At 67.8% G+C, this 25,773-nt stretch carries 19 protein-coding genes; 8 read left to right on the plus strand and 11 right to left on the minus strand.

Annotation, left to right across the window (positions count from 1 at the left end):
- Positions 1–203 precede the first annotated feature (203 nt).
- On the minus strand, positions 204–1,541 hold the full coding sequence (locus ACOZBP_RS06265) for a trypsin-like peptidase domain-containing protein (protein WP_422675551.1): 1,338 nt from the start codon (positions 1,539–1,541) through the stop codon (positions 204–206).
- A 123-nt stretch (positions 1,542–1,664) separates the two neighbouring features.
- On the opposite strand from ACOZBP_RS06265, the gene ACOZBP_RS06270 reads away from it, so the two are divergent.
- Entirely contained in the window at positions 1,665–2,477 is an 813-nt protein-coding gene (locus tag ACOZBP_RS06270) for a DUF3313 domain-containing protein (RefSeq protein WP_422675552.1), read from the plus strand.
- Here the strand turns inward: ACOZBP_RS06270 and ACOZBP_RS06275 are convergent.
- On the minus strand, positions 2,474–3,679 hold the full coding sequence (locus tag ACOZBP_RS06275; RefSeq protein ID WP_422675553.1) for an acyl-CoA dehydrogenase: 1,206 nt from the start codon (positions 3,677–3,679) through the stop codon (positions 2,474–2,476). The two genes, ACOZBP_RS06270 and ACOZBP_RS06275, sit on opposite strands and share 4 nt — an antisense overlap.
- 150 nt (positions 3,680–3,829) lie before the next feature.
- Here ACOZBP_RS06275 and ACOZBP_RS06280 point away from each other — a divergent pair, with 150 nt between their 5' ends.
- Both ACOZBP_RS06280 and ACOZBP_RS06285 read left to right on the plus strand, forming a co-directional pair.
- Positions 3,830–4,096 (plus strand): DUF6356 family protein, encoded by a 267-nt coding sequence (locus tag ACOZBP_RS06280; RefSeq protein ID WP_422675554.1) that lies wholly within the window; start codon positions 3,830–3,832, stop codon positions 4,094–4,096.
- Between the two features lie 38 nt (positions 4,097–4,134).
- A complete protein-coding gene (locus tag ACOZBP_RS06285; protein ID WP_422675555.1) occupies positions 4,135–5,334 on the plus strand; it encodes a CaiB/BaiF CoA transferase family protein in 1,200 nt (399 codons plus the stop codon).
- Here ACOZBP_RS06285 and ACOZBP_RS06290 read toward each other — a convergent pair.
- From ACOZBP_RS06290 to ACOZBP_RS06320, 7 genes are all read right to left on the minus strand, one after another.
- Positions 5,331–6,017 carry a hypothetical protein gene (locus tag ACOZBP_RS06290; protein ID WP_422675556.1) on the minus strand — a complete coding sequence of 229 codons (687 nt, stop codon included), beginning with the start codon at positions 6,015–6,017 and terminating at the stop codon, positions 5,331–5,333. The genes ACOZBP_RS06285 and ACOZBP_RS06290 overlap by 4 nt on opposite strands.
- A 114-nt stretch (positions 6,018–6,131) precedes the next feature.
- Positions 6,132–7,622 (minus strand): 2-oxoglutarate dehydrogenase complex dihydrolipoyllysine-residue succinyltransferase, encoded by a 1,491-nt coding sequence (gene odhB, locus ACOZBP_RS06295; protein WP_422675557.1) that lies wholly within the window; start codon positions 7,620–7,622, stop codon positions 6,132–6,134.
- A 56-nt stretch (positions 7,623–7,678) separates the two neighbouring features.
- Positions 7,679–10,696 carry a 2-oxoglutarate dehydrogenase E1 component gene (locus ACOZBP_RS06300; RefSeq protein ID WP_422675902.1) on the minus strand — a complete coding sequence of 1,006 codons (3,018 nt, stop codon included), beginning with the start codon at positions 10,694–10,696 and terminating at the stop codon, positions 7,679–7,681.
- 312 nt (positions 10,697–11,008) lie between these two features.
- A complete protein-coding gene (sucD, locus tag ACOZBP_RS06305; protein ID WP_422675558.1) occupies positions 11,009–11,911 on the minus strand; it encodes a succinate--CoA ligase subunit alpha in 903 nt (300 codons plus the stop codon).
- Positions 11,912–11,968: 57 nt separating this feature from the next.
- The gene (gene sucC, locus ACOZBP_RS06310; RefSeq protein WP_422675559.1) at positions 11,969–13,159 is read right to left on the minus strand and encodes an ADP-forming succinate--CoA ligase subunit beta; all 1,191 of its coding nucleotides are present in this window, start codon (positions 13,157–13,159) and stop codon (positions 11,969–11,971) included.
- Between the two features lie 133 nt (positions 13,160–13,292).
- The gene (locus ACOZBP_RS06315) at positions 13,293–14,819 is read right to left on the minus strand and encodes a spinster family MFS transporter (RefSeq protein WP_422675560.1); all 1,527 of its coding nucleotides are present in this window, start codon (positions 14,817–14,819) and stop codon (positions 13,293–13,295) included.
- A gap of 148 nt (positions 14,820–14,967) precedes the next feature.
- Positions 14,968–17,175, minus strand: coding sequence for a TonB-dependent receptor (locus tag ACOZBP_RS06320; RefSeq protein ID WP_422675561.1), 2,208 nt, complete (start codon positions 17,173–17,175; stop codon positions 14,968–14,970).
- 177 nt (positions 17,176–17,352) lie between these two features.
- Between ACOZBP_RS06320 and ACOZBP_RS06325 the strand changes: the two genes are divergently transcribed.
- Together ACOZBP_RS06325 and ACOZBP_RS06330 are read left to right on the plus strand one after the other, a co-directional pair.
- The gene (locus ACOZBP_RS06325) at positions 17,353–18,084 is read left to right on the plus strand and encodes a TetR/AcrR family transcriptional regulator (RefSeq protein WP_422675562.1); all 732 of its coding nucleotides are present in this window, start codon (positions 17,353–17,355) and stop codon (positions 18,082–18,084) included.
- Positions 18,084–18,851, plus strand: coding sequence for a LytTR family DNA-binding domain-containing protein (locus ACOZBP_RS06330; RefSeq protein WP_422675563.1), 768 nt, complete (start codon positions 18,084–18,086; stop codon positions 18,849–18,851). The genes ACOZBP_RS06325 and ACOZBP_RS06330 overlap by 1 nt, the downstream gene beginning before the upstream one ends.
- A gap of 392 nt (positions 18,852–19,243) precedes the next feature.
- On the opposite strand, the gene ACOZBP_RS06335 is transcribed toward ACOZBP_RS06330, so the two are convergent.
- Positions 19,244–20,707, minus strand: a complete 1,464-nt coding sequence (locus ACOZBP_RS06335; protein ID WP_422675564.1) for a carotenoid oxygenase family protein — start codon at positions 20,705–20,707, stop codon at positions 19,244–19,246.
- A 24-nt stretch (positions 20,708–20,731) separates the two neighbouring features.
- Positions 20,732–21,148: a DUF2141 domain-containing protein gene (locus ACOZBP_RS06340; protein WP_422675565.1), complete on the minus strand. Its 417-nt coding sequence runs from the start codon at positions 21,146–21,148 to the stop codon at positions 20,732–20,734.
- Positions 21,149–21,363: 215 nt separating this feature from the next.
- On the opposite strand from ACOZBP_RS06340, the gene rpe reads away from it, so the two are divergent.
- The 3 genes from rpe (at position 21,364) to purH (ending at position 25,744) form a co-directional block, all read left to right on the plus strand.
- Positions 21,364–22,044 carry a ribulose-phosphate 3-epimerase gene (gene rpe / locus ACOZBP_RS06345; protein ID WP_422675566.1) on the plus strand — a complete coding sequence of 227 codons (681 nt, stop codon included), beginning with the start codon at positions 21,364–21,366 and terminating at the stop codon, positions 22,042–22,044.
- The gene (locus ACOZBP_RS06350) at positions 22,041–23,855 is read left to right on the plus strand and encodes a heparinase II/III family protein (protein WP_422675567.1); all 1,815 of its coding nucleotides are present in this window, start codon (positions 22,041–22,043) and stop codon (positions 23,853–23,855) included. Before rpe ends, ACOZBP_RS06350 begins: the two co-directional genes overlap by 4 nt.
- A gap of 284 nt (positions 23,856–24,139) precedes the next feature.
- Positions 24,140–25,744, plus strand: a complete 1,605-nt coding sequence (gene purH, locus ACOZBP_RS06355) for a bifunctional phosphoribosylaminoimidazolecarboxamide formyltransferase/IMP cyclohydrolase (RefSeq protein WP_422675568.1) — start codon at positions 24,140–24,142, stop codon at positions 25,742–25,744.
- Positions 25,745–25,773: the final 29 nt, after the last annotated feature.

Consider the following 25,773-nt stretch of genomic DNA (forward strand, 5'->3'; position numbering starts at 1 on the left):
AACGGGGGTCAAATCTACATCATCGGCCTGTCGGAGTTCGGAAAAGTCCCGGATCCTGAACAGCCCCCCCAGCCCCCCAGGATTTTTCCGCTAAAGGGCTTCGACGGGCCGATGCTTCCTCCAAGCAGAGACGCCCGCGACCGCCCTCCTCCCCCTCCTGGCGACGCGGGCGTTTTGCTGTCTGGTCTTTGCGATGTTGAAGATCAGCCGGGCAGGCTGATCGTCGTTCGCTCCCCGTCACGCAAGACGATCAGTTCGATCGCGCCGCGCGCCGCCTGAAGCGCTGCCGCCAATGCGGACATGTCGGCCACGTTCGCGCCGCCCGCCTGAACCACGACGTCGCCCGCGTGCGCGCCCGCCGTGGCAGCGACCGATCCGCCCTCGACCACGGTGATCTGGGCCCCCGCGCCGTCGCCGCTGTTTCTGAACGTCAGCCCGCGCGCCATGGCCGCGCTGCGCCCCGTGCGCACGGTCGGCAGATCAGCCGACTGAACGGTCAGGCTGGCCGTGGCCTCGCGCCCGTCCCGCAGATAGACAACCGGCAGGGCGGCGCCGGGCTGGGCGATGCCGACGGTGGCCTGGACCGAGCCGGCATTGGCCACCGGGCGGTTCTGGAGCCGTGTGATGACGTCGCCCGGACGCAGGCCCGCCTGCTCGGCCGGGGAGCCCGGCGCGGCGTCATAGACGACCGCCCCGCGCACCAGGTTCAGGCCCATCTCGCGCGCCCGCTCCGCCGTCAGCGACCCCAGGGCTGCGCCGATCTGGCCGCGCTTGACCTCGCCGGTGGCGCGCAACTGGTCGACCACGAACATCATGATCCGGGTCGGCACGGCGAAGGCGATGCCGTCGTTGCCGCCGCCCATGCCGCCCGACAGGATCGCGGTGTTGATGCCGATCAGCCGCCCGCGGCTGTCCAGCAGCGGCCCGCCCGAGTTGCCCGAATTCACCGCCGCGTCGGTCTGAATATAGTCCTCGATGGCGTCGCCCATGCCCGAACGGTTCAGACCGGAGATGACGCCCATGGTCAGGGTCTGGTCCAGGCCCAGCGGATAGCCTACGGCGAAGGCCAGATCGCCGGTGCGCAGGGTGTCGGAATCCACCGTCTGGACCTGGGACAGGCCGGACGCCTCGATCTTCAGGACGGCGATGTCGGTCGCCTTGTCCGCCCCGACCAGCACGGCGTCGAACAGCCGCCCGTCGATCATGTCGACGGTGAACTTCTGGCCGTTCTCGATGACGTGGTTGTTGGTGACGATAATGCCGTTCGCAGCGTCGATGATAACCCCTGACCCGCCCTGGGCCGGCTTGGGGTCGCCCTCCGATCGGGGGCCGCGCGACTGTCCCAGGGTCGTGACCTGCACGACCGCGGGCAGGGATGCGTCGAGGCCGGCGGCGAAGGTGAAGACGCCGCGTCGGGCGTCATAGGGCAGGCCCTGAACCGCAGGCGTCTGGGCGACAGCCGCCGTCCCGGCCAGCGGCGCGAGGCTCAGGACAAGGACAAGGGCGGCGCCGGAAGAAGCCAGCAGGGCGTGTCGCGTCATTGAAAGTCCCTTCACAGACGTCCAGCCTAGCGCGCGAAAGCCGCCGTGACGATGGCCGATGAACCGAAACGCAGCCGCAAACGTATTGACGGAAAGCGCCTGTTTCCGGCGTCAGGGGATATCATGAAATCAACCACCCGGACCGCCGCACTGATCGTCGGCCTTGGACTGTCCGCCGCCGCCTGCGCCACGGCGCCAGAGCCCAACTCCGGCTATCTCTCGACCTATGAGGGAATGGTGACACGGTCGGATACGGTGCGCGCCTCGGTGCGCCAACGCCGGGACGATGACGCCGCCCGCAGGATCGAACAGGTCCATATCGAACGCGCCGAGCTGACTGCGGACGCCGCCCCGGCCCTCAGCGCCGAGGACTGGGCCCTGGTGCTGGGCGAGATCGACCGTCAGGTCTGCTACGAGCTGAGCGAGCGGTTCACCGTCGTCGACAGCCCTGCGCCCGACGTGGCCAGGGTGCGGCTGGCGGCGACGCGGATCAGCCCCACGGGACAGGCGGGTTCAGCCGCCTCGGCCGTAGCCGGCTACTTCATTCCCGGCCCGATCGGTCTGCGCGCGCCCGGGACGACCGGCGGCCTGGCCGCCGAAGCCGAGATGCTGGACCCCGAAGGGCGTCAGGTCGCGGCCATCGTCTGGGCGCGCAACGCCACCGTGATCGGCACGGACGACCCCTCGCTGTCGCGCGTGGGCGACGCGCACCAGCTGGCAGAGGTTTTCGGCGACATGGTCGGCGACGCCTTCGCGCCCGCCGACCGCAAGCCGCGCGCCATCGCCGACCCCGACCCCTGCGCCCGCTTCGGGCCGCGCACCCGCCCCGAAGGATTCGTCGTGCGGGCCGTGACCGGCCTCTACCAGCCAGAGCTGAGCGGCGGCCGCAAGCCGGTGGAGACGCCTCCGGACGCCCAGCCGGACGATCAGCCCTAGAAGGCGCTTTCGCCGGTGATGGCCCGGCCGAGGATCAGGGCGTGGACGTCGTGAGCGCCTTCATAGGTGTTCACGGTTTCCAGGTTCATGGCGTGGCGCATGACGTGCAGTTCGCCGGTGATGCCGGCGCCGCCGTGCATGTCGCGCGCCTCGCGCGCCACGGCCAGGGCCTTGCCGCAGTTGTTGCGCTTCATCAGGCTGATGGCCTCCGGCACCCAGGCGCCGGTGTCGAGCAGACGGCCGAGGGCGTAGGCGCCCTCGAAGCCGAGGAAGATCTCGGTCTGCATGTCGGCCAGCTTCTTCTGCACCAGTTGGCGCGACGACAGCGGGCGGCCGAACAGCATACGCTCGCCGACATAGTCGCGGCTGGCGTGGAAGCAGAACTCGGCGGCGCCCATGGCCCCCCAGGCGATGCCGAAGCGCGCCTTGTTCAGGCAGGAGAAAGGCCCGCGCAGACCCTGGACGCCCGGCAGGATGTTGGCCTCCGGCACGAAGACGTCGTTGAGGCCGATGTCGCCGGTGATCGAGGCGCGCAGGCTCAGCTTGTCGCCGATCTTGTCCGTGGTGAAGCCGTCGAAGTCGCGCTCGACGATGAAGCCCCGGATCTTGCCCTCTCCTGAGGCGTCTGCGAGCTTGGCCCAGACGATGGCCAGGTCGCTGATCGGCGAGTTGGTGATCCAGTATTTGGCGCCGTTCAGGCGATAGCCGCCCTCGACCTTGACCGCCTTGGTTTTCATCGAGGCCGGGTCGGACCCGCCGTCGGCCTCGGTCAGGCCGAAGCAGCCGACCAGTTCGCCGGCCGCCATTTTAGGAAGGAATTTAAGTTTCTGCTCTTCCGAGCCGAAGGCGTAGATCGGGTACATGGCCAGCGAGGACTGGACGCTCATGGCTGAGCGATAGCCGCTGTCGACAGCCTCGACTTCGCGCGCGATCAGGCCATAGGCGACGTGGCTGGCTTCAGAGCCGCCGTATTGTTCCGGCAGCATGGCGCCGAGGAAGCCCATCGCGCCCATCTCGGTCATGATGGCGCGGTCGAAGGTCTCGTCGCGGAAGGCCTCGACCACGCGCGGCAGCAGGGCCTCGCGGGCATAGGACCGCGCCGCATCCTGGATCATCCGCTCGTCGTCGGTCAGGCGGCCGCGCAGGTCGAACGGGTCGTCCCAGCGGAAGGTCTGTTGCGAAGCGTGCGAGCCGTCGGCCATTGCGTGTTTCCTGCGCGAGTGTGCGGGGTTCTCTGAGCGTCACGCAGGCTTGTCGGGGCGTGACGATGCGACCCCTGTTCCGGCGGCTGGTTTAGGGCAAAATAGCTGAACCGGGTAGAGGGCGGCGGGGAACCGCGTTAGGCTGGAACCATGTCGAACACCTTTTCACGCCTGTTCCGCGATCACCCGCAAGAGGTCAGCGAGACCTATCTCGAGCATATGGCCGCGTCGTCGCGGTTTGGCTTCAAGCTGATGCGTCTGGCCGGCTGCGCCTTCGCGCACGCGGTGGTGCCCGGCGTGCACAAGAGCACGGTGTCGGACGCCATTCGCGGCATGGCCCGCGACATGGGCGGCCGCGCCGAAGAGGCCCGCGAATGCCGCATGAAGAACGCCGGCGTTTGGGACGTGGGTCTCTAGGCCTTCTCGACGCGCCCGGTGCGGGCTAGTCAGAAGGCATGATCCAGCCCCAAGGCCCCCTCTCCGGCATTCGCGTCCTCGACCTCAGCCGCGTTCTGGCCGGCCCCTGGGCGACGCAGACGCTCGCGGATCTGGGCGCCGAGGTGATCAAGATCGAGCGGCCGGGCGCGGGCGACGACACCCGCCACTGGGGGCCGCCCTTCACCACCGCGACCGACGGGGCCAGGGGCGACGCCGCCTACTTCATGTGCGCCAACCGGGGCAAGAAGTCAGTCGAACTGGACATCGCCAGCCCTGACGGCGCCGAGAATGTACGCCGCCTGGCCGCGACCTGCGACGTGGTGGTCGAAAACTTCAAGACCGGCGGACTGAAGAAGTACGGCCTGGACTACGCCAGCCTGTCGGCGGTCAATCCCAGGCTGGTCTACTGCTCCATCACCGGCTTCGGTCAGGATGGGCCGGACGCGCACCGGGCCGGCTACGACTACATGATCCAGGCCATGGGCGGGCTGATGTCGATCACCGGTCAGCCGGACGGCGCACCGGGCGCCGAACCGATGAAGGTCGGGGTGGCGGTCGTGGACCTGTTCACCGGCCTCTACGCCTCCAACGCCATCCTGGCCGCCCTGATGCACGCCCGCGCCACCGGCGACGGCCAGCAGGTCGACATCGCCCTGTTCGACGTCCAGGCGGCCATGCTGGCCAATCAGGCGACGAACTACTTCGTCTCGGGAACCACTCCGACGCGGATGGGCAACGCCCACCCCAACCTGGCCCCCTATCAGCCCTTCCCTTGTTCCGACGGCATGGTGGTGATCGCCGTCGGCAACGACGGCCAGTTCCGCGCCCTGGCCAGGGCGCTGGGCGTCGCGCCCATGGGCGTCGATCCGCGCTTCGCCACCAACGCCCTGCGGGTCCAGCACCGCGTCGAGCTGTCGCCCACCCTGTCGGCCCTGACCGCCGGCTTCACCATGAAGGGGCTGATGGCGGCGCTGGAGGCGGCGGGCGTGCCCTGCGGCCCGGTCAACACCGTGGATCAGGTCTTCGAAGAACCCCAGGCGATCCATCGCGGCCTGACCGTCGAACAGTCGCGCGACGATCTGGCCGTGCCGATCCGCACCGTCGCCTCGCCTATCCGCCTGTCGAAGACCCCCGTCCGCTACGACGCCCCGCCGCCGAAGCTGGGGCAGGACACGGATGACGTGCTGGCGACGCTAAATGAGCGCGGCTGCAGCTAGGGCTGGGGTGATCTCGGGGGTCCGAACCGCTCCCAGTTTTCCAACTGCGAGACCTTTCCCCATGGTGCCGAGGCACCAAAAACAAACAACCCCGCCCCGAATCCCGCTGCAAATCCAAACAGCCCCTCCTCCGCGTTGACACCCCAACGGTAGGCGAACTGATCTCCGATGCTCGTATTGGTCCGTTTCCCGATAACCAATTCGGGCATACCGTCGAACAAAACGTCCTGAGCCTCATCGACCCCCGGAAGGCCTTGCTGGCTCCACCCCCACAGCACGCCGGAAGCACCTGACACAACTGCTCCGGTGTGTCGGTAATACAATGCAGCGAGCAATTTCGTTACATTCATGCGCGCGTGTTCATCGAATTGCTCAGGAACACCAACAAGACTGACATCATCGAGAAGCTGGCCGCGTTCCAACTCCCAACCATAGTGCCTCAGCGCGCGCCGCTTACTTGAAGCCCCCAATCTGGGGTTAGGCAGAAGACGTGGGTAGTTATTTCGAACGCCGCGAATAAGCGTCCCGATCAGCGCCTGATCATAATTTTCGTCAATCTGGTCCAGCAGGCGGACATAGAGCGCAAAAACCTGCTCGCTGCCTGAGGTACCCCGATTGCACGCCGCGCACGCCGGAAACTCAAATCCTTCCGGCCCAATGTTCCCTGCGAACGCAGCACGCAAGGGAACGTGGTCAATTGTAGTGGCCTCTTGGGAGCCACCACAGAAGCAACATCGAGCATGTTCTCTGAAGAACGCCTGTTTGCGCTTCTTAGCAGCTCCCAAAAATTTGTATCCTTACAGGTCCAGCAGGGCGCGGGCCGGGTCTTCCAGCAGTTCCTTGATGCGGACCAGGAAGGTCACGGCTTCCTTGCCGTCGACGATGCGGTGATCGTAGCTGAGGGCCAGGTACATCATCGGGCGGATCTTGACCTCGCCGTTGATGGCCATCGGGCGCTGGACGATGTTGTGCATGCCCAGGATGCCCGACTGCGGCGCGTTCAGGATCGGCGTCGACATCAGCGAGCCATAGGTGCCGCCGTTGGTGATGGTGAAGGTGCCGCCCTGCATCTGATCCATGGTCAGGGCGCCGTCACGGGCGGCCTTGCCCAGGGCGCCGATGCCCTTTTCGATGCCCGCCAGCGACAGGGTGTCGGCGTCGCGCAGGACGGGAACCACCAGACCCTTGTCGGTGCCGACGGCCACGCCGATGTCGTAGTGGTTCTTGTAGATGATGTCCGTGCCGTCGATCTCGGCGTTGACGGCGGGCAGTTCGTGCAGGGCCTGAACCACGGCCTTGGTGAAGAAGGACATGAAGCCCAGCTTCACGCCGTGGCGCTTCTCGAACACTTCCTTGTATTGCGCGCGCAGGGCCATGACGTTGGTCATATCCACCTCGTTGAAGGTGGTCAGCTGGGCGGCCGTGTTCTGGGATTCCTTCAGGCGACGGGCGATGGTCTGACGCAGGCGCGTCATCTTCACCCGCTCCTCGCGCGGCTGGTCGGCGCGCGGGGCGACCGGAGCGGAAGCCTTGGGCGCGGCCGGAGCGGCGGCGCCGATGGCGGCGATGGCGTCAGCCTTGGTGATGTTGCCCTTCGGACCCGAGGCCGACAGCGACGCCGGGTTCAGGTTGTTTTCCGAAACCACGCGCTGAACGGCCGGCGACAGGTGAGCCGAAGCGGGCGCCTGAGCCGTGCCGGTGTTGGCCGGGGCGGCGGCGGGGGCGGCTGCCGCCGGAGCAGCCGCAGCGCCCGAGGCCGAAACCGAACCGATGACCTGACCGGGCGTCACGGTCGCGCCGTTGTCAGCGATGATGGTCAGGACGCCGGCGGCCGGGGCCGAGACTTCCACCGCGACCTTGTCGGTCTCGATCTCGACCAGCAGCTCGTCCTTGGCGACCGTGTCGCCCGACTTCTTCAGCCAGGTTCCGATCGAACCCTCGGCGACGCTCTCGCCCATGGTCGGGACGGCGATCTCGACCGAAGCCGAAGCGGCGGCCGGAGCAGCAGCAGCCGGGGCGGCGGCAGCAGCGGGGGCAGCGGCCGGAGCCGAAGCGCCTTCGCTCACCGAACCCAGGACCGTGCCGGGAACGACGGTGTCGCCTTCAGCGGCGTTGATCGCCGCCAGGACGCCGTCGGCCGGGGCCACGACTTCCAGCGAAACCTTGTCGGTTTCCAGTTCGACCAGGACTTCGTCCTTCTTGACGGCGTCGCCGACCTTCTTGGTCCACTTGGCGATGGAGGCTTCGCTGACGGATTCACCGAGAGCGGGGGTCAGGATGTCGGCCATGTTTCGGTCCAGTGTCTTTTCGTGTCTTGGCGTATCTATAGGTCAGGCGGGGCCGGTCAGGCCATGGCCTCGGCGAGGAAGGTCTCGAGTTCCTTCAGGTGGCGGCTCATCAGGCCGGCCGCCGTGGAGGCGGAGGCCGGACGCCCGACGTAACGCGCGCGCTTGGCCTTGATATCCATCTTCTCGAGAGTCAGTTCGATCCACGGATCGACGAAGGTCCAGCCGCCCATGTTCTTGGGCTCTTCCTGACACCAGACCAGATCGGCGTTGGGGAAGCGGGCCAGCTCGGTCGAGATCGACTTGATCGGCCACGGATAGAACTGTTCCAGACGCAGGATGTAGATGTCGTTGACGCCCGCCTTCTCGCGCGCGTCCAGCAGGTCGTAATAGACCTTGCCCGAGCAGACGATGACCTTGCGGATGTCCTTGTCGGCCTTCAGCGAAATGCCGGCGACCTCAGGACGCAGCTGGGCGTCGTCGCGCAGCACGCGGTGGAAAGAAGAACCCTCGGCCATGTCGGCGATGGTCGAGACGGCCTTCTTGTGACGCAGCAGCGACTTGGGCGTCATCAGGATCAGCGGCTTGCGGAACGACCGGTGCATCTGGCGGCGCAGGATGTGGAAGTAGTTGGCCGGGGTGGTGCAGTTGGCGACCTGCATATTGTCTTCGGCGCACTGTTGCAGGAAGCGCTCCAGGCGGGCCGAGGAGTGTTCCGGGCCCTGACCCTCATAGCCGTGCGGCAGCAGCATGGTCAGGCCGCTCATGCGCAGCCACTTGCGTTCACCCGAGCTGATGAACTGGTCGATCACCACCTGGGCGCCGTTGACGAAGTCGCCGAACTGGCCCTCCCACAGGGTCAGGGTGTTGGGGTCGGCCAGCGAGTAGCCGTACTCGAAGCCCAGCACCGCCTCTTCCGACAGGGCCGAGTCGATGACCTCGAAATGGGCCTGACCGTCGCGCAGGTGGTTCAGCGGGATGTAGCGCTGTTCCGTCGTCTGGTCGGTGATGCCCGAGTGACGCTGCGAGAAGGTGCCGCGCACCGAGTCCTGGCCCGACAGACGGACGTTGTAGCCCTCGTCCAGCAGCGAGGCGAAGGCCAGGCTTTCGGCGGTGGCCCAGTCGATGTTCTGGCCGGTCGTGACCGTCTCGCGGCGGGCCTCGACGACGCGCTTCAGCGTCTTGTGGATATCGACGCTGTTGGGGATCTGCGTCAGGCGGTGGCCGTAGTCCTTCAGCTTTTCAGCCGGGACAGCGGTCTGGCCGCGCAGCTGCTGTTCTTCGCCCTTGGGCAGGCCCAGACCTTGCCACTGGCCGTCGAGCCAGTCGGCCTTCTTGGCTTCAAACGCCTTGCCGGCTTCGAACTCGGCGTCGAGGAAGGCCTCGAAGCGGGCGACCTCAGCATCGACCTCGGCCTGGGTGACCACGCCCTCGGCGACCAGACGCCGGGAGTAGATCTCGCGCGTCGAGGGCTGGGCGCGGATCTTCGAATACATCAGCGGCTGGGTGAAGGTGGGGTCGTCGCCTTCGTTGTGGCCGAAGCGGCGGTAGCAGAACATGTCCACCACCGCGTCCTTGTGGAACTTCTGACGGTATTCCGTCGCCACCTTGGCGGCGAAGACGACCGCTTCGGGGTCGTCGCCGTTGACGTGGAAGATCGGGGCCTGGACCATCAGCGCCACATCCGACGGATAGGGCGACGAGCGCGAGTTGCGCGGGCTGGTGGTGAAGCCGATCTGGTTGTTGATGACAAAGTGCAGGGTGCCGCCGGTGCGGTAGCCCTTCAGCCCCATCAGGGCGAAGCACTCGGCCACCACGCCTTGCCCGGCGAAGGCGGCGTCGCCATGGATCAGCAGGGGCATGACCTTGGAGCGGTCCAGCGCCCATTCGGCCTCGGGCTTGCCGGCGTTGGCGTCGCGGATGTCGAAGGCCTGCTTGGCGCGCGCCTTGCCCAGGACGACCGGGTTGACGATCTCCAGGTGCGACGGGTTGGCGGTCAGCGACAGGTGGACCTTGTTGCCGTCGAACTCGCGGTCCGACGAGGCGCCCATGTGGTATTTGACGTCGCCCGACCCCTCGATGTCCGACGGCACGGTCGAACCGCCCTGGAACTCGTGGAAGATGGCCTTGTAGGGCTTGCCCATGACGGCGGCGAGCGTGTTCAGGCGGCCGCGGTGGGCCATGCCGAAGATGATCTCGTCGACGCCCAGCGAGCCGCCGCGCTTGATCACCTGTTCCAGCGCCGGGACCATGGCCTCGCCGCCGTCCAGGCCGAAGCGCTTGGTGCCGGGGAAGCGCTTGTGCAGGAAGCGTTCGAAGCCCTCGGCCTCGATCAGCTTGTTCAGGATGGCCAGCTTGCCTTCCTTGGTGAAAGCGTTCTGCTCGAACTTGTCGGCGCCTTCAAAGCGCTGCTGCAGCCAGGACTTCTCCTCCGGCTCGGCGATGTGCATGTACTGCACGCCGATGTTGCCGCAGTAGGTGCGCTTGACGATCTCCAGCACCTGACGGATCGAGCCGGTTTGCAGGCCCAGGACGCCGTCGAGGAAGATCGGGCGGTCCATGTCGGCGGCGGTGAAGCCGTAGAATTCGGGGGTCAGCTCGGGGTTGTCGATCGGCTGCTCGATGCCCAGAGGGTCCAGCGTCGCCTGCAGGTGACCGCGCACGCGGTAGCTGCGGATCAGCATCAGGGCGCGGATCGAGTCATGGGCGGCGGCGCGCACGTCGGCGGCGGTCAGCGCGCCCGAGGCGTCAGCCGCCGGAGCCGCCGGACGCGGGCCGGGCTTGCCGGCGGCAGCCTTGGGATCAACCTTGGGCGCGGGCCAGCGACCGTCGAAGACAGCCGTGTCCTCGCTCGGATCGGTGGCGGCCCCACGGCCCCAGGAGCCGGCGGCGGCCGACTGCTTCACAAGGTCGGCGTTGTCCTTCAGCTGGTCGAAGAAGGCCCGCCATTCCCCCGACACCGAGCCGGGGTCCGCAGCCCATTTTTCGTGCAGGTCCTCAATGAAGGCGGCGTTCGCGCCATAGAGGAAGCTGGTCTCGGCAAAGACCTGGTTCAGCTGACCTGCATCGTCCGCCATGTTTCTCTCGTCGTCCTGTTCCGGCCGCGCGCGCACGCCTGCGCGGTGAGCGGCGCCGCTCATATAGGCCGTGTTTCCTTACCGGTCATGACCGAAGCGGGGCGATGCGGGTGGAAATTGGTCGAATCCGCAAGAAAAAACGCCTCCGGACGATTCCGGAGGCGTTTCAAAAGGTCGCGGGGCGCGAAAATTAGCCCCGGAACACGGTTCGCTTAGCTCATCCGCCGTTTTCCACCCTTGAGGGAGGCGCAGCAAACTCGCTCAAGCAGCGAGCCGCCGCGCGGCGAGCATTAGCGACCTTGCTGAAGAGCTTTAGCCCTTCAGCACTTCCAGCAGGGTGTGGCCCAGACGCGCGGGCGACGGCGAGACGCGGATGCCCGCAGCCTCCATCGCAGCGATCTTGGATTCTGCGTCGCCCTTGCCGCCCGAAACAATGGCGCCGGCGTGGCCCATGGTGCGGCCGGCCGGAGCCGTGCGACCGGCGATGAAGCCGGCCATGGGCTTGGAGCGGCCCTTCTTGGCTTCGTCGATCAGGAACTGGGCGGCGTCTTCCTCGGCGCCGCCGCCGATTTCGCCGATCATGATGATCGAGGTGGTTTCCGGATCGGCCAGGAACATTTCCAGGACGTCGATGAACTCGGTGCCCTTGACCGGGTCGCCGCCGATGCCGACAGCCGTGGTCTGACCCAGGCCGGCGTTGGTGGTCTGGAACACGGCTTCATAGGTCAGGGTGCCCGAGCGCGAGACGACGCCGACCGAGCCCTTGGAGAAGATGTTGCCCGGCATGATGCCGATCTTGCACTGTTCCGGGGTCAGGATGCCGGGGCAGTTCGGGCCCAGCAGGCGCGAATTGGAGCGGTCCAGGCGAGCCTTGACGCGCACCATGTCCAGCACCGGGATGCCTTCGGTGATGCAGGTGATGAAGGGGATCTCGGCCTCGATGGCCTCGATGATGGCGTCTGCGGCGCCTGCCGGCGGGACGTAGATGACCGTGGCGTCGGCGCCCGTGCGCTCCTTGGCTTCGGCGACCGAGCCGTAGATCGGCAGGGTTTCGCCGTGCGAGCCGGTCCAGTTGGTGCCGCCCTTGGTCGGGTGCACGCCGGCGACCATCTGGGTGCCGTGATAGGCCAGGGCCTGTTCGGTGTGGAAGCCGCCGGTCTTGCCGGTCAGGCCTTGCACGATGATCTTGGTGTTCTTGTCGACGAGAATGGACATGTGTCTGTGCTCTGAAATCTGTGTGTCTGCGGGACGGTGGCGAGTAAGGCCGAGGCCTTAGCCGACCGCCGCGACGATCTTCTGGGCGGCGTCGTCGAGGTCGTCCGCAGCCGTGATGGCCAGGCCGCTCTCGTTCAGGATCTTCTTGCCCAGCTCGGCGTTGGTGCCTTCCAGACGCACGACCAGCGGCACCTTCAGGCCCACTTCCTTGACGGCTGCGACCACGCCTTCGGCGATGACGTCGCACTTCATGATGCCGCCGAAGATGTTGACCAGGATGCCCTGGACGGCCGGGTCAGCGGTGATGATCTTGAAGGCCGCGGCGACCTTGTCCTTGCCGGCGCCGCCGCCGACGTCGCAGAAGTTGGCCGGCTCTTTGCCGTACAGCTTGATGATGTCCATGGTCGCCATGGCCAGACCGGCGCCGTTGACCATGCAGCCGATGTTGCCGTCCAGCGCCACGTAGGCCAGGTCCCATTCCGACGCTTCGATTTCCTTGGCGTCTTCCTCGGTCTCGTCGCGCAGTTCCTTGATGTCGGGGTGACGGAACAGGGCGTTGCCGTCGAACGACACCTTGGCGTCCAGAACGCGCAGGCGGCCGTTTTCCATGACGATCAGCGGGTTCACTTCCAGCATGGCCATGTCCTTCTCGACGAAGGCCTTGTACAGGGCCGGGAACAGCGACTTGCCGTCTTCACGGGCTTCGCCTTCCAGCAGAAGCGCGTCCGACAGCGTAGCGCAGTCGGCTTCGGTCACGCCGGTCGTCGGATCGATGACGACGGTGATGATCTTTTCCGGGGTGTCGTGGGCGACGGCTTCGATGTCCATGCCGCCTTCGGTCGAGACGACGAAGGCGATGCGGCCGTAGGCGCGGTCGACCAGGATCGACAGGTAGAGCTCGCGCGAGATGTCGGCGCCGTCTTCGATATAGAGGCGGTTGACCTGCTTGCCGGCGTCGGTCGTCTGAGCCGTCACCAGGGTGTTGCCCAGCATGTCCTTGGCGTTCTTGACCACGTCCTCGATCGAGAAGGCCAGACGCACGCCGCCCTTGGCGTCAGCCGGCAGTTCCTTGAACTTGCCCTTGCCGCGGCCGCCGGCGTGGATCTGCGACTTCACGACATAGAGCGGGCCAGGCAGTTGCTTGGCGGCGGCTTCGGCCTGATCGGCCGAGGTGATGGCCACGCCTTCGGCGACCGGTGCGCCAAAGGCCTTGAGAACCTGCTTGGCCTGATACTCGTGAATGTTCATGTCTGATCCGCGCCGCTGGGAGGAGGAGTGAGGAAACTTTGGTCGCGCTTATAGGCGTCGCGCCTTCGCCTGCGCAACCGCCCCCCTCCTTATGGCTGTCAGAGGCTTTATTTATCCGCCGCGTGGGGCTGGATCAGTCGACCCAGTCCTTCTTCAAGGTGCGGGCCGCGCCGAACAGCAGCATGGCCGCCAGCACATAGAAGCCCATGCCCGTATAGATGGCCCAGCGCAGGCTCTCCTCGCCAAAACGCGGCGCCAGCAGATCGCTCATCCAGCCGAAGTAGTAGAAGCCGACCGCGATCCCCAACAGGTTGTTGATCAACAGGAACAGGGCCGAGGCGGTCGAGCGCATGGCCGCCGGCACCAGATGCTGCACCGCCGCGGTGATCGGCCCCAGCCAGGCCAGGTTCAGCCCCGTGGGCAGCAGGAAGATCAGGAAGGCCAGCACCAGTTGCTGGGCGTGGCTGCCGCCGCCGGGCAGGACCAGACCGATCAGCCAGGGCGAGTTCATCGCCAGGATGAAACAGGGCGCCGAGATCAGGAAGGCCACGGCCGGCACCATCGGATAGGCGCCCTTGCCCTTCTTCGACAGCTTGTCGGCGATCATCCCGCCCATCCAGATGCCCAGGATGCCGCCGATCAGGGCGATGCCGGCGTAGTAGACGCTGGTCTGCGCCAGGGTCAGATCAAAGCTGCGCATGAAGAAGAGCGGCAGCCAGCCGGCCACGCCGTAGCCGCAGACCGAAGACGAGGCCGCGCCCAGGGCCAGCAGCCAGAAGCTGCGCTTCCTGATGACCACGGTGGCGGTGCGCCGCGCGATCATCAGGGAAATCCCGATCACCCCGGCCAGCAGGCCGCCGAAAACGAAGACCAGCGGGTTGCCCAGCGACAGGCCCGCGAACTGGATCAGCCCCGCCAGCAGCAGGGCTCCAGCGCCGATGCCCAGCATGATCTGGGCGGCCAGCTTGCCGGGGCGGTCCGTGCCCACGGGGGCCGCTTCCAGCGCCGCGACCTGGGCGGCGGTCTTGACCGCGTCCGTCCCGCCGCGCTTGGGATCACGCACCGTCAACCGCAGCAGGGGCGCGACCAGCACGCCCAGCAGACCGACCACGATGAAGGCGGTTCGCCAGCCATAGGTCGCCGCCAGCAGGCCGCCGACCAGGGTGCCCGCCGCCATGCCCAGCGGAATGCCGAAGGCGAAGGCCGCCATGGCGCGCGCGCGCTGATGCGGCGGGAAGTAGTCGGCGATCAGCGAGTAGGCCGGGGCCACGCCGCCCGCCTCGCCCACACCCACGCCCATACGGCACAGGAACAACTGGGTGAAGGAGCCCGCCAGGCCGCACAGGGCGGTGAAACCTGACCAGACCGCCAGGGCGCCGGTCATGATCCATACCCGGCTGACCCGATCCGCCATCCAGGCCAGGGGAATGGCCAGGGTCGAATAGACCGAGGCGAAGGCGATGCCGCCCAGCAGGCCGAACTGGCTGTCCGACATGCCGAACTCTTCCTTCAGCGGCGCCGCCAGAATGCCGATGATCTGCCGATCCAGGAAGTTGAGCATGTAGATGAGGATCAGAACCGCCAGCACATAGTAGCGGTAGCCGGGCGATACGCCCTTCTCGACGGCCTCTTGCGGCGCTGCGGCCCCGGACGTGGTCATGGCGTGCCCCCCTAGGGCTCTGTTCTTGTCTTCTTTGAGAACAACGGTAGCGGCGTCGTCGGGCGGCGCCAAAAGAAAAAGGGCGGCGGTTCAGGGCTGAACCGCCGCCCGCGATCAGAGGATCAGGCGTCCAGGAGATAAATTCCGATCAGAACTTGTACTGCAGCGACGCTGTCACGGTGCGCGGCGGGCCGTAGTAGCCGATCAGGGAGTTGTTGTAGGACGCGCCCGCGAAGTTGTAGCCGCCGACGCGGTATTCCTCGTCGGTCAGGTTCTTGCCGTAGACGCCGACGGTCCAGGTCCGGCTCGGGTCCGTCCACACGGCCGACAGATCGACCAAAGCGTAGGCGTCCTGATCCAGCACCGGGTTGGGGAACTCGAACTGGCTGTAGTCGTCGCGGTAGCTGACCGACGGCGTCACCGCCAGCGAACCGCCCGCCACGTCGCCGCGCCAGGTCAGACCCAGATAGCCCGTCCACTTCGGCGCGTTCTGCAGCACCACCTGGCTCGAGATGTCCTCGTACTGCTGGGTGGTCAGATTGTAGCGCAGGAACTCCTCGAACTTGGAGTCCAGATAGCCAATGGCGACATTGGCCGTCAGGCTGTCGGTCAGGATGATCGACCCTTCGAATTCCGCCCCGAAGAATTTCGAGGATCCGACGTTGTCGACGAAGCTGGCGATACCGCCCACGGCGGGAACCTGGGTGGTGACCTGCTGGTCCGTGTAGTCGTTGTAGAAGATGGCCGACGAGAAGCTGAGACGGCGATCAAAGGCCGAACCCTTCAGGCCGATCTCGTAGGAATCGACCATCTCCGGCTGGTAGCCGTTGACCGTGTTCGGGGTCAGGATGGCGTCGCCGCGCATGTCGAACCCGCCTGACTTGAACCCCTTGGAATAGGAGGCGTAGCCGGTCAGACGATCCGAGAAGTCATAGGACAACGAGGCCTTGGGCGTGAACTGGTCGAAGGTGTTGGATCGCGTGTAATCCGTGCGCAGCAGGATCGGCGCGCGAGCCGCGCCGCCCAGCAGGGGGCTGGGGGTCGCGCCCAGATAGTTGGCGCGGAAGACGTGGCCCGTCTTGTCGTCCATCGTGTAGCGCGCGCCCAGGCCCAGGTGCAGACGCTCGGTCAGGTCCAAGTTGATGTCGGTGAACAGGGCGATGCTGGTCGTCTCGACATAGCCGGCGGTGCCGATGACGATGCCGAAGTTCTGGGCGATGGTGTCAAAGGCGCCCGAGGCGGTGCCGTCCAGATAGAAGACGCCGGCCACGCCCTGAATCCGCTCGCCGCTGAACAGGGCCTGGAATTCCTGGGTGAACTGATGGTCGCCATAGATGGCCGGCACGTCCAGCGTCGGGGCCGGGGTGTTGTCGAAGTCGATCAGGGTGTCGGTGTCGCCTGTGCGATAGGCGGTGATCGACTTGAACGACCAGACGTCATTGAGATCGACCTGGGCGGTGAGCGAGACGCCTTCGTTCGTCACCTTGTTGCGGTCGCCAAGGCCGGCATAGGTGTCATAGACGCTGCCGGGAACGCCCGCGCCGGGGCCTACCCCTGCGACTTCGCGGTGACCATGGCGGGGATTGGACCGGTCCTCGACCCGGTCATAGGCCAGGCGGAAGAAGGCGTTGTCATAGGGCTGGAACTCGACGCTGACGCGGCCGGCGAGAACGTCCTTGTCGTAGTGGTCGGCGCCGGTGTTCAGGTTCTCGCCGTAGCCGTCGCGGTTGTAGCTGGCGATCGCACCGCCGATCCGCAGCTTGTCGGTGACGGGCATCGATCCCTGGGCCAGCAGGTCGATCTGGTTATAGCTGCCATAGGCGCCGCGCAGCGTCAGTTCCGGCGAATCCGGGTCAAGGCGCGACGTGACGTACTTGATCGCGCCGCCGACCGTGTTGCGGCCGTAAAGCGAACCCTGAGGCCCGCGCAAGACTTCGATGCGCTCGATGTCGAAGATGTCCAGCACCGCGCCCTGCGGACGCGCCACATAGACGTCGTCGACATAGAGTCCTACGCCCGGCTCAAAGCCCCACAGCGGATCCTGCTGGCCAATGCCGCGGATGAAGGAGATCAGGGTCGAGTTCGAACCGCGCGCCACCTGAACCGTGGCGTTGGGGGTCTGTTGCTGCAGCACGGTGATGTCGGTCGCGCCGGTTTCGTCCAGGCGCTGGGCGCCCAGGACCGAGACCGCGACCGGCACGTCCTTCAGGGTTTCCTCACGACGGCGCGCGGTGACGATGATGTCGTCGACGTTGGACGCCTGGGCTTCGGTCGAAACCTCCTGCGCCACGGCGGTGGCCGACAGCGCGCCCCATGCGGCGCCGGCCAGCAAGACGGTCTTCACGAGTCTGTTCATTGGCATCCCAATTCCTGATTTCCTGCCCAATCGACGCTTTTATTCAGCGTTCAATGATTTTCACGGAACGTGCCGGTCTTTCGCCGCTCTGTCAAACGGCCACGCTGACGTCGCCGCAAATCCGCCTCGCCTGTGGCGCCGTTGCACTGAAGGTCGAACCACGACTAGCTTGCGCGCATGAAACCTGACGACGACCTCGCCCCGACCCTGCCGCCCGTCGTCGCCCCCCCGGCCCGTCGCGGCCGGCCCAAGAAGACCAAGACCACCGGCGCGGGCGAGACCCGCGACGCCATCCTGAACGCCGCCGAGGACCTGTTCTCCAAGCACGGCTTCTATGGCGTCACCATCCGCGAGGTGGCGCGCGAGGCGGGCGTGGATACGGCTTTGGTCCACTACTACTTCGGGGCCAAGAAGGAGTTGTTCGACGCCGTCTTCACCCGCCGCGCCGAGGTGTGGAACAGCGAACGCGTCGCCGCCGTCGACCGCTACGCCGAGGCGGCGGGCGAGGCCATGACGCTGGAGGGGCTGTTCGAGGCCTTCCTGCGCCCGCCCTTCCAGTGGTCGCTGAAGGGCGGACCGGGCTGGAAACACTACGCCGCCCTGGTGGCCCAGACCAACGCCAACCCGGCCTTCGGCGGCGAGACCATGGCCCGCTATTTCGACCCGGCCATCCGCCGCCTGCTGGAACTGGTCAAGCGCCTGCTGCCCCAGGCGCGCGACGAAGATCTCTACTGGGCCTGGCACAACCTGTCGGGAGCCCTGACCCTGACGCTTGGCGAGACCGGACGTCTGGACCGGCTGTCGGGGGGCCTGTGCAAGTCCGGCGACCTGGACAGCGCCTGCGACTACATGGTGCGCTTCGCCGCCGCCGGTTTCCGCGCCGTCTGCGGGCCGAAGTCGAGCGTCTGATGCGCCTGCCCGATCTATCGCCGAGGTCGAAGGCGCGTGAATTTCTGCGCGGCTTGATCGTGGCCGCCATCGCCGGCGTCTTCCTGGCCTTCAGCGGCGCCTTCGGCTCCAGCGGCGCGCCCTTGGCCCAGCGTCTGGCCTACTGGATTCCCCTGCTGGTGGTCGGCGGGCTGTGGGGGCATGCCTGCGGCGCCCTGATCGGACGCTTCATCGACGTGGACGCCCGCCCCTGGCTGGCGACCGCCGCCCTGACCCTGATCATTACCGGCCCCCTGACCATCGCGGTCTGGGCCCTGACGGGCCTGCTGTTCGAGGGACGACTGCGCCACGCCGACGCCCTGATCCACTTCTTCGCGCCGGTCGCCCTGATCACCGCCGTCCTCAGCGCCCTGAACGTCTTCCTGGGTCGAGAGACCCCGGTCGAGACACACGCGGCCGCCCCCGGCGCCGCGCCCGCCCGTTTCCTCGACCGCCTGCCGCCCAAACTGCGCGGCGCCCGCCTGCTCGCGGTCCAGGCCGAGGACCACTACCTGCGCCTGCACACCGACCGGGGCTCCGACCTGATCCTGATGCGGCTCGCCGACGCCCTGATCGAACTGGAAGGCCTGGAAGGCGCCCAGACCCACCGCAGCTGGTGGGTGGCCAAGGGCGCCGTCGCCTCCGTCGCTCGCGGCGACGGCCGCGCCGCCCTGACCCTGACCGACAACCTCACCGCCCCCGTCAGCCGCCGCTACGCGCGGGCGCTGCGCGAGGCGGGATGGTGGTGAGCGCTGCTGTTCGAGATCCGCTAACTAGGAAACCTTCGCTAAACGAACTCTCGTTGCGGCCCAGGTAATCGGCAAGCCGATCACGACCATAAAAGCAAAGAGACCGAACTGCCCTCCCCATTCAGGTGGAAAGCGGTCACGGAAGAGCCAGAAGGTCACGAGCATCCCGATCCCCAACGCTGCAGCATTAGAACTCGACACGACGAGGCGCGCTTCGCATCGCAAACACTGAAACGGCTTGCCGAGGTTCCATTGCGTACGCCCGAACGGCACGCGCTTGGCGCAGTTTGGGCATCTCGGGCCTAATGGCATCGCATCTCTCAAAACAATCGGAGCGATGACATTCAACCGTAGGGCGCAAAGGTCTGCAACTCATTGGGACATGGCGCCTGTCACACCCAGTTCCCATGAAACGCCGCCGGCAGGGCCACGTCGGCGCGCCAGGTGGCGACGGGGCCGTCCTCGACGTGCATCAGGTCCAGCACATGCAGTTCGCTGACCCCCGCCTTCAGGTTGATGGTCGGGCCGACCAGCCAGGCGTCGGCCTCGTGCGTCCCGCCGAGCTTGGGCACATAGACCATCTCGTCGGTCACATGGCCGGGGCCGAAGTCGAAGGACCGCGTGCGGCCTGACGTCCAGTCGGTGACCGCCACAGCCGAGGCCAGGGGCCGGTCGGCGCGCTCGCCCGTGGTGTGCAGGCTGAAGCGCCGGGCCAGACCGGCGCGACGCGGGTCGCTGCGGGGGAACTCGCCCACCACCCCGGTCCGCTCCAGCCGGCCACGACCGTTCGGCTCCAGCACCACCATGGCCAGTTCGGCCGGCTCGCCGCCCAATGGCACGCCGTTCAGCACCTCATGGGCGCCGCGCGCGGCGAAATCCATGTCCTTGTGGGCGCACAGATCCAGCCGGATCGTGCCGTCCGCCTCCTCCCAGGCGTCGCCCGCGTGGAAGAAGCCGAAGGGCGGCAACTCATAGATCCGGCGCTGGGTCAGGTCGGCCTTGTCGATCACCAGCACCTGGGTCCCCGCCTGCGGCGTCCACTCGAAGCCGGCCGAGATCGGCATGACGTTGCGCGTGTGCACCCAGGGCTGCAGCACGATGACCAGATGCCGGGCTGTGGCGCTGAAGTCGTGGATATAGCTGGCGCGCGGCAGGGCGATGACCTCCGCCGCCTCCAGCGTACCGTTCGCCGCCAGCCGCCAGACCATGGCCTGCTTGCCGTTCAGGCCCAGGTTCCAGATACGGCCATCCGGCTCGATGCGCGGATGGGCCAGGAAGGGCATGTTCTTCAGGTCGGGGCGCAGGGCGACAAACCCCTCGGTCTCCAGCGTCTCAGGGTCCATGGCCAGGGGCGAGCCCGCCTCCCACAGCGCCCACAGCTTGCCGCCGATCTTGTGCACCGAGGTGTTGGCCGGACTGGCGTCGTCGGCTGAGCCGATCTTGGCTCGCGGGTCCGCCACCGTGCCGAAGCCCGGCATCAGCATGGCCCCGAGCTCGGTCTCCTGACGCCGCTTGGGCGTGTCGGCGAAGCGGGCGGCCAGGGTCGCCTGACCGTCCTCGATACGCCAGCGGCGGATCAGGCCGTCGCCGTCGAACCAGTGCTGAGACGAGCCGCCCGGCCGGCGGAACCTGGCCGGTCCATTCCGATAAAGACTGCCCGACAGCCCGGCCGGCGCTCGGCCCTGCACCAGCCGCAGCGCGCGCGGGGTCACGTCGCCCTCGACATCGGCGGTGGCCAAAGACCAGTCGACGGTCGCGCTCATCGCCTGCGCGGCATAGGCCCGGTCGGGGGTCAGGACGCGGGCGGCGGCGAGCGCGGCGGCGCCCATGAACAGGGTGCGACGGTTGGGGGTCATGGCGATCTCTCCGAGCGTCTGGATTCAGCGGATACGGATGGTCTGGGCGGTGGCGCCCGAGACCTCGAAGCGGGCGCGATCCCACTTGGCCGGCCCCATGTTGCCGACCGCATTATTGGAGAAGGCGAAGGGCTCGGTCGGCATCCCGAACGGATTGACGTCCATCTTTCCGTTGCCGTTGACGTCGTGGAAGGCCTTCATCCCATAGGCGCCGGCGGGCAGGTCGAACACCGCCTCGCGCTGACCCGCCGCCACATCGACCTGGGCCACGCGGGCTGGCTCTCCGCCCTCATAGGCGGCCTCGGCGTCATAGAGGGCGACCAGAACCGCGCCCGTTTCGGCGCCCGTCTCGAAGGTCAGGGTCAGGCGGTGGTCTGTTGTCTGGGCGAAGGCCGGCGCGGCGAAGGCCAGAGCGGCGGCGACGGCGAGGGAGCGGATCATGGCGGGCGTCCTTGAAGAGTGGATGTCGACCCCTTCCTCCCTCGCCCCGCCGGGCCTCGCCAGCGGCCCTGCGTCCGCAACCGCCGCGCCTTCGCCAACGACCACCGCCAACCGTTCACGAAGCGCCAATGAACACCTGTCGCCGCCGAACGTCGCGCTCCTGCGTCAGCGGCCCGGCTTGCCCCCCGGGCCGAGGGGCCGTAAGTCGCAGAACCATGACCCAGACGACCGCGACCGCCCCGCTGATCTGCCCCTCCATCCTCGCCAGCGACTTCTCGAAGCTGGGCGAGGAAATCCGCGCGCTGGAGGCCGCCGGCGCTGACTGGATTCACGTCGACGTCATGGATGGCCACTTCGTGCCCAACCTGACCATCGGCCCGGATGTGGTGAAGGCGCTTCGCCCCCACACCCGCCTGCCGTTCGACGTCCACCTGATGGTCTCGCCGGTCGACAACTGGCTGGAGGCCTACCGCGAGGCCGGCGCCGACATCCTGAGCGTTCACCCCGAAAGCGGCCCCCACATTCACCGGACGCTCGGCCAGATACGCCAGCTGGGCGCCAAGGCCGGCCTGGTCTTCAATCCCGCCACGCCGCTATCCGTGCTCGAAGAAGCCGTCGATCTTGTCGATCTGGTGCTGATCATGTCGGTCAACCCCGGCTTCGGCGGACAGAAGTTCATCGAGTCCTCGCTGAAAAAGATCGAGCGCGCGCGCGCCATCCTCGACCGCGCCGGATCCAGAGCTCACCTGCAGGTCGACGGCGGCGTCGTGGCCGCCAACGCCGGAGCCTGCCTGTCCGCCGGAGCCGACGCCCTGGTCGCCGGCTCCTTCGTCTTCAAGGGCGGGCCGGACGCCTACGCCGCCAATATCCAGGCCCTGAAAGCCGCCGCCGCGTGAGCCCCCTCGGCCCCTTCGCCCCGCGCGAAACGGAAGGCGGCCTGACCGAGGGCCACATCCCCGGCCTGAAGGGCGCGCCGGTCCGCACGCCCGTCCGCACCGCCAGCGGCCCCAGGACCGATCCCGCCCTGTGGGCGGCCGTCGCCGGACAACTGGCCGCGCGCCAGCTGTGGATCGAGCTCTACGGTCTGCCCGGCTACGCCCTGACCCTCAAGGGCACCCGGGCCGACGGGTTCGCCGTCAGCCCCCGCGACTTCCGTCCCTTGCGCGAAGAGGCCCCGCGTCCGCTGCTATCGGGCCGTTTCACCCTGGCCGGGCTCAGCCTGGACGCCGAGGGACCCGCCGACCTGTGGAATCGGCCCACCCCCAGCCGCGCCTTCGCCGTCGAGCTGCACGCCTTCGCCTGGATGCCCGAGATGATGGCCCACGGCGATCGGGGCGCGCGCGAGGCCCTGGCCCTGACCCTGGCCTGGGACGACCTCTTCAACCGCTGGTCGCCCTTCTCATGGGACCCCGACATTCTGGCGCGCCGCACCTATCATCTGGCCTGCGCCGGACGGCGCCTGGCCGGGGTGGCGACCGAGGCCGAACGTCTGCGCCTGACCGACATCCTGGCGCGGCAAGCCCGCCAACTGCTGCGTCCGCCCGGCGGCCTGATGGGCCGGGCCGAGCGCCTGACCGCCGCCGCTGTCGCCGGCTGCGCCCTGGCGAGCAAGGCCGGGGCGGGCGTCCGCCGCACCGCGCTGAAGCGGCTGCCCCACGCGCTGGAGATCACGGTCGGCATTGACGGTCATCACGCCGCCCGCGCCCCGGAAATGGGGCTGGAGCTGCTGCTCGATCTGCTGACCCTGGACGACGCCCTGGCCCAGCTGTCCGAGCCGACGCCCGAGCCGGTCGCCGCCGCCATCTCGCGCCTGACCACCAGCCTTCGCGTCCTGGCCCTGCCCGACGGCCGCCTCGCCGCCTTCCAGGGCGGCGGTCCTTCCACCCCGGAAAGGGTCTCCGCCGCCCGCACCCACGACGACACGCCCGCCCCGCCGTCCAGCGGCGCCGTAGGCGGTCTGGTCCGCATCTCCAGCCCCCTGCTGACCGTCATGGTCGATGTCGAGGCGCCCGCGCGCGGCGCCTGGTCGGCCGCCGCCTGCGGTCAACCGGCTGCGCTGGAAGTCGTCTGCGGCCGCGACCGCCTGTTCACCTCGGCCGGCTGGACCCCCCGCGCGCTTGATCGTCAGGCGCTGCGCCTGACGCCGGGCGCCTCGACGCTGACGCTGGGCGAACAGCCGCTGGGCGAGCCCCTGTCCGGCTGGAAGTCCGAGCTTCTGGGTCCGCGCCTGATCGGCCCGACCCTGCACGTCACCCGCGACCACCGCGAAGGCGACGGCGCCGTCTGGCTGGAGGTCGAGCACGACGGCTGGATGCCCGGCTACGGCCTGATGCACCAGCGCCGCCTCTATCTGGATCAGCGGCTCGACGAACTGCGCGCCGAGGAACGCCTGCATCCGCCCGAGAACCGCCCCGACGTGACCCGCGCCATCGCCGCCCCCTACGCCCTGCGCTTCCAACTGGAGCCCGGCGTCCAGGCCTCGCTGGCCCGCGACCGCCGCTCCATCCTGCTGCGCGGCCATTCGGGTCGCGGCTGGTGGTTCCGCAGCGACGGCCCCGACGTGGCCATCGAACCCGCCGTCCACGTCGACGAGGGCCTGACGCGGCGGAGCCTCCAGATCGTCGTCCGCGGCTCCGCCCGCACCGACGCCGACACCAAGATCCGCTGGAAGCTGAGCCCGGCCGGCGCGGCGGGCGACCCGCACTGACACCAAATCCTCCCCTGCGGAGCGGGGGAGGGGGACCCTGCGCAGCAGGGTGGAGGGGGCGAGTTTATCTGCATCCCTCGCCGCTCTTGGGCGGCTCAAAGCATGGAACACGCCTGCCCGTTTCCGCCCCCTCCACCGCCTGCGGCGGTCCCCCTCCCCCATACGCTTCGCTATGGGGGAGGATTACTCACAGCCCCTAATGGGCCGCAGCGGGCTGACGCCGACGCCCGTTGATGCTAGAGGCCGCGCCATCTCCCCGCCCCAGCTGTTAACGGACGCCGCCCATGCCCGCCGCTCCCGACTTTCCGCCCGCCCCGGACGCGATCAAACCTGTCCGCGCCCTGATTTCATTGTCGGACAAGGCGGGGCTGGAGAATGTCGCGCGCACCCTGGCCGGGCTGGGCGTCGAGCTGGTCTCGACCGGCGGCACCAAGGCGGCGATCGCGGGCTATGGCCTGCCGGTCAAGGATGTGGCCGATCTGACCGGCTTCCCGGAAATGATGGACGGCCGGGTCAAGACCCTGCACCCCGTCGTGCACGGCGGCCTGCTGGGCGTGAGGAACGCCCCGGCCCACGCCGAAGCCATGACCACCCACAACATCGGCGCCATCGATATCGTCTGGATCGACCTCTACCCCTTCGAAAAGACGGTCGAGGACGGCGGCGGTTTTGAAGCGGCCATCGAGAACATCGACATCGGCGGCCCGGCCATGATCCGTTCGGGCTCCAAGAACCACGGCCACGTCGCCGTCGCCGTGGACGGCGAGAGCATCGGCCTGATCGTGGAGGCGCTGAAGGCTGACGGCTCGACCACGCTGAGCCTGCGCAAGCAGCTGGCCGCCCGCGCCTTCGCCCGCACCGCCGCCTATGACGCCGCCGTCTCGGGCTGGTTCGCCGGGCAACTGAACGACGCCGCCCCGGCCCGCAAGTCGATCGCCGGTTCGCTGGCGCAAACGCTGCGCTATGGCGAGAACCCGCACCAGACCGGCGCCTTCTACCGCACTGGCGAACGTCGTCCGGGCGTCGCCTATGCCGACCAGGTCCAGGGCAAGGAGCTGGGCTACAACAACATCGCCGACGCCGACGCCGCCTATGAGCTGGTGGCCGAGTTCGAAAGTCCGGCCTGCGTCATCGTCAAGCACGCCAATCCCTGCGGCGTGGCCGTCGGCGCCACCCTGTCGGAAGCCTACGCCCGCGCGCTGGAATGCGATGCGGTGTCCGCTTTTGGGGGCGTCATCGCCGTCAACCGCCCGCTGAACGGCGAGGACGCCCGCGCCATCACCGGCATCTTCACCGAGGTCGTCATCGCCCCCGGCGCCGATGAAGAGGCCAAGGCCGTCTTCGCCGCCAAGAAGAACCTGCGCCTGCTGATCACCGACGGCCTGCCCGACCCGCACGGCGCGGGCGAGGTGTTCCGCTCGGTGGCCGGCGGCTTCCTGGTGCAGTCGCGCGACCGTTCGCTGATCAAGCCGTCCGACCTGAAGATCGTCACGCGCCGCCAGCCGACGCCGACCGAGATTCAGGACATGCTGTTCGCCTTCACCGTGGCCAAGCACGTCAAGTCCAACGCCATCGTCTACGCCAAGGACGGCCAGACGGCCGGCATCGGCGCCGGCCAGATGAACCGCCGGGACTCGGCCCGCATCGCCGCCATCCGCGCCAAGGAAGCGGGCGAGGCCAAGGGTCTGGCCCATTCGCTGGCCCAGGGGTCCGCCTGCGCGTCCGAAGCCTTCTTCCCCTTCGCCGACGGCCTGCTGGAAGCCATCGCGGCCGGCGCCACGGCGGTGATCCAGCCCGGCGGCTCGATGCGAGACGCCGAGGTCATCGCCGCCGCCGACGAGAACAACATCGCCATGGCGTTTACGGGCGTCCGCGTCTTCCGGCACTAAGGCAGGAGGTCCCTCTCCCTTCTGTCATC

The organism is Brevundimonas sp. NPDC058933 (assembly GCF_049315965.1).
Lineage (GTDB): Bacteria > Pseudomonadota > Alphaproteobacteria > Caulobacterales > Caulobacteraceae > Brevundimonas.

Bases quoted from the DNA above. Each gene is read 5' to 3' on its own strand.
- odhB (WP_422675557.1), bottom strand. From the start codon at position 7,622: ATGGCCGACATCCTGACCCCCGCTCTCGGTGAATCCGTCAGCGAAGCC.
- ACOZBP_RS06340 (WP_422675565.1), bottom strand. From the start codon at position 21,148: ATGATCCGCTCCCTCGCCGTCGCCGCCGCTCTGGCCTTCGCCGCGCCG.
- ACOZBP_RS06330 (WP_422675563.1), top strand. From the start codon at position 18,084: ATGCGCCTGCCCGATCTATCGCCGAGGTCGAAGGCGCGTGAATTTCTG.
- sucC (WP_422675559.1), bottom strand. From the start codon at position 13,159: ATGAACATTCACGAGTATCAGGCCAAGCAGGTTCTCAAGGCCTTTGGC.
- ACOZBP_RS06315 (WP_422675560.1), bottom strand. From the start codon at position 14,819: ATGACCACGTCCGGGGCCGCAGCGCCGCAAGAGGCCGTCGAGAAGGGC.
- rpe (WP_422675566.1), top strand. From the start codon at position 21,364: ATGACCCAGACGACCGCGACCGCCCCGCTGATCTGCCCCTCCATCCTC.
- ACOZBP_RS06275 (WP_422675553.1), bottom strand. From the start codon at position 3,679: ATGGCCGACGGCTCGCACGCTTCGCAACAGACCTTCCGCTGGGACGAC.
- ACOZBP_RS06265 (WP_422675551.1), bottom strand. From the start codon at position 1,541: ATGACGCGACACGCCCTGCTGGCTTCTTCCGGCGCCGCCCTTGTCCTT.
- purH (WP_422675568.1), top strand. From the start codon at position 24,140: ATGCCCGCCGCTCCCGACTTTCCGCCCGCCCCGGACGCGATCAAACCT.
- ACOZBP_RS06285 (WP_422675555.1), top strand. From the start codon at position 4,135: ATGATCCAGCCCCAAGGCCCCCTCTCCGGCATTCGCGTCCTCGACCTC.
- sucD (WP_422675558.1), bottom strand. From the start codon at position 11,911: ATGTCCATTCTCGTCGACAAGAACACCAAGATCATCGTGCAAGGCCTG.
- ACOZBP_RS06320 (WP_422675561.1), bottom strand. From the start codon at position 17,175: ATGAACAGACTCGTGAAGACCGTCTTGCTGGCCGGCGCCGCATGGGGC.
- ACOZBP_RS06300 (WP_422675902.1), bottom strand. From the start codon at position 10,696: ATGGCGGACGATGCAGGTCAGCTGAACCAGGTCTTTGCCGAGACCAGC.
- ACOZBP_RS06270 (WP_422675552.1), top strand. From the start codon at position 1,665: ATGAAATCAACCACCCGGACCGCCGCACTGATCGTCGGCCTTGGACTG.
- ACOZBP_RS06335 (WP_422675564.1), bottom strand. From the start codon at position 20,707: ATGACCCCCAACCGTCGCACCCTGTTCATGGGCGCCGCCGCGCTCGCC.
- ACOZBP_RS06325 (WP_422675562.1), top strand. From the start codon at position 17,353: ATGAAACCTGACGACGACCTCGCCCCGACCCTGCCGCCCGTCGTCGCC.
- ACOZBP_RS06280 (WP_422675554.1), top strand. From the start codon at position 3,830: ATGTCGAACACCTTTTCACGCCTGTTCCGCGATCACCCGCAAGAGGTC.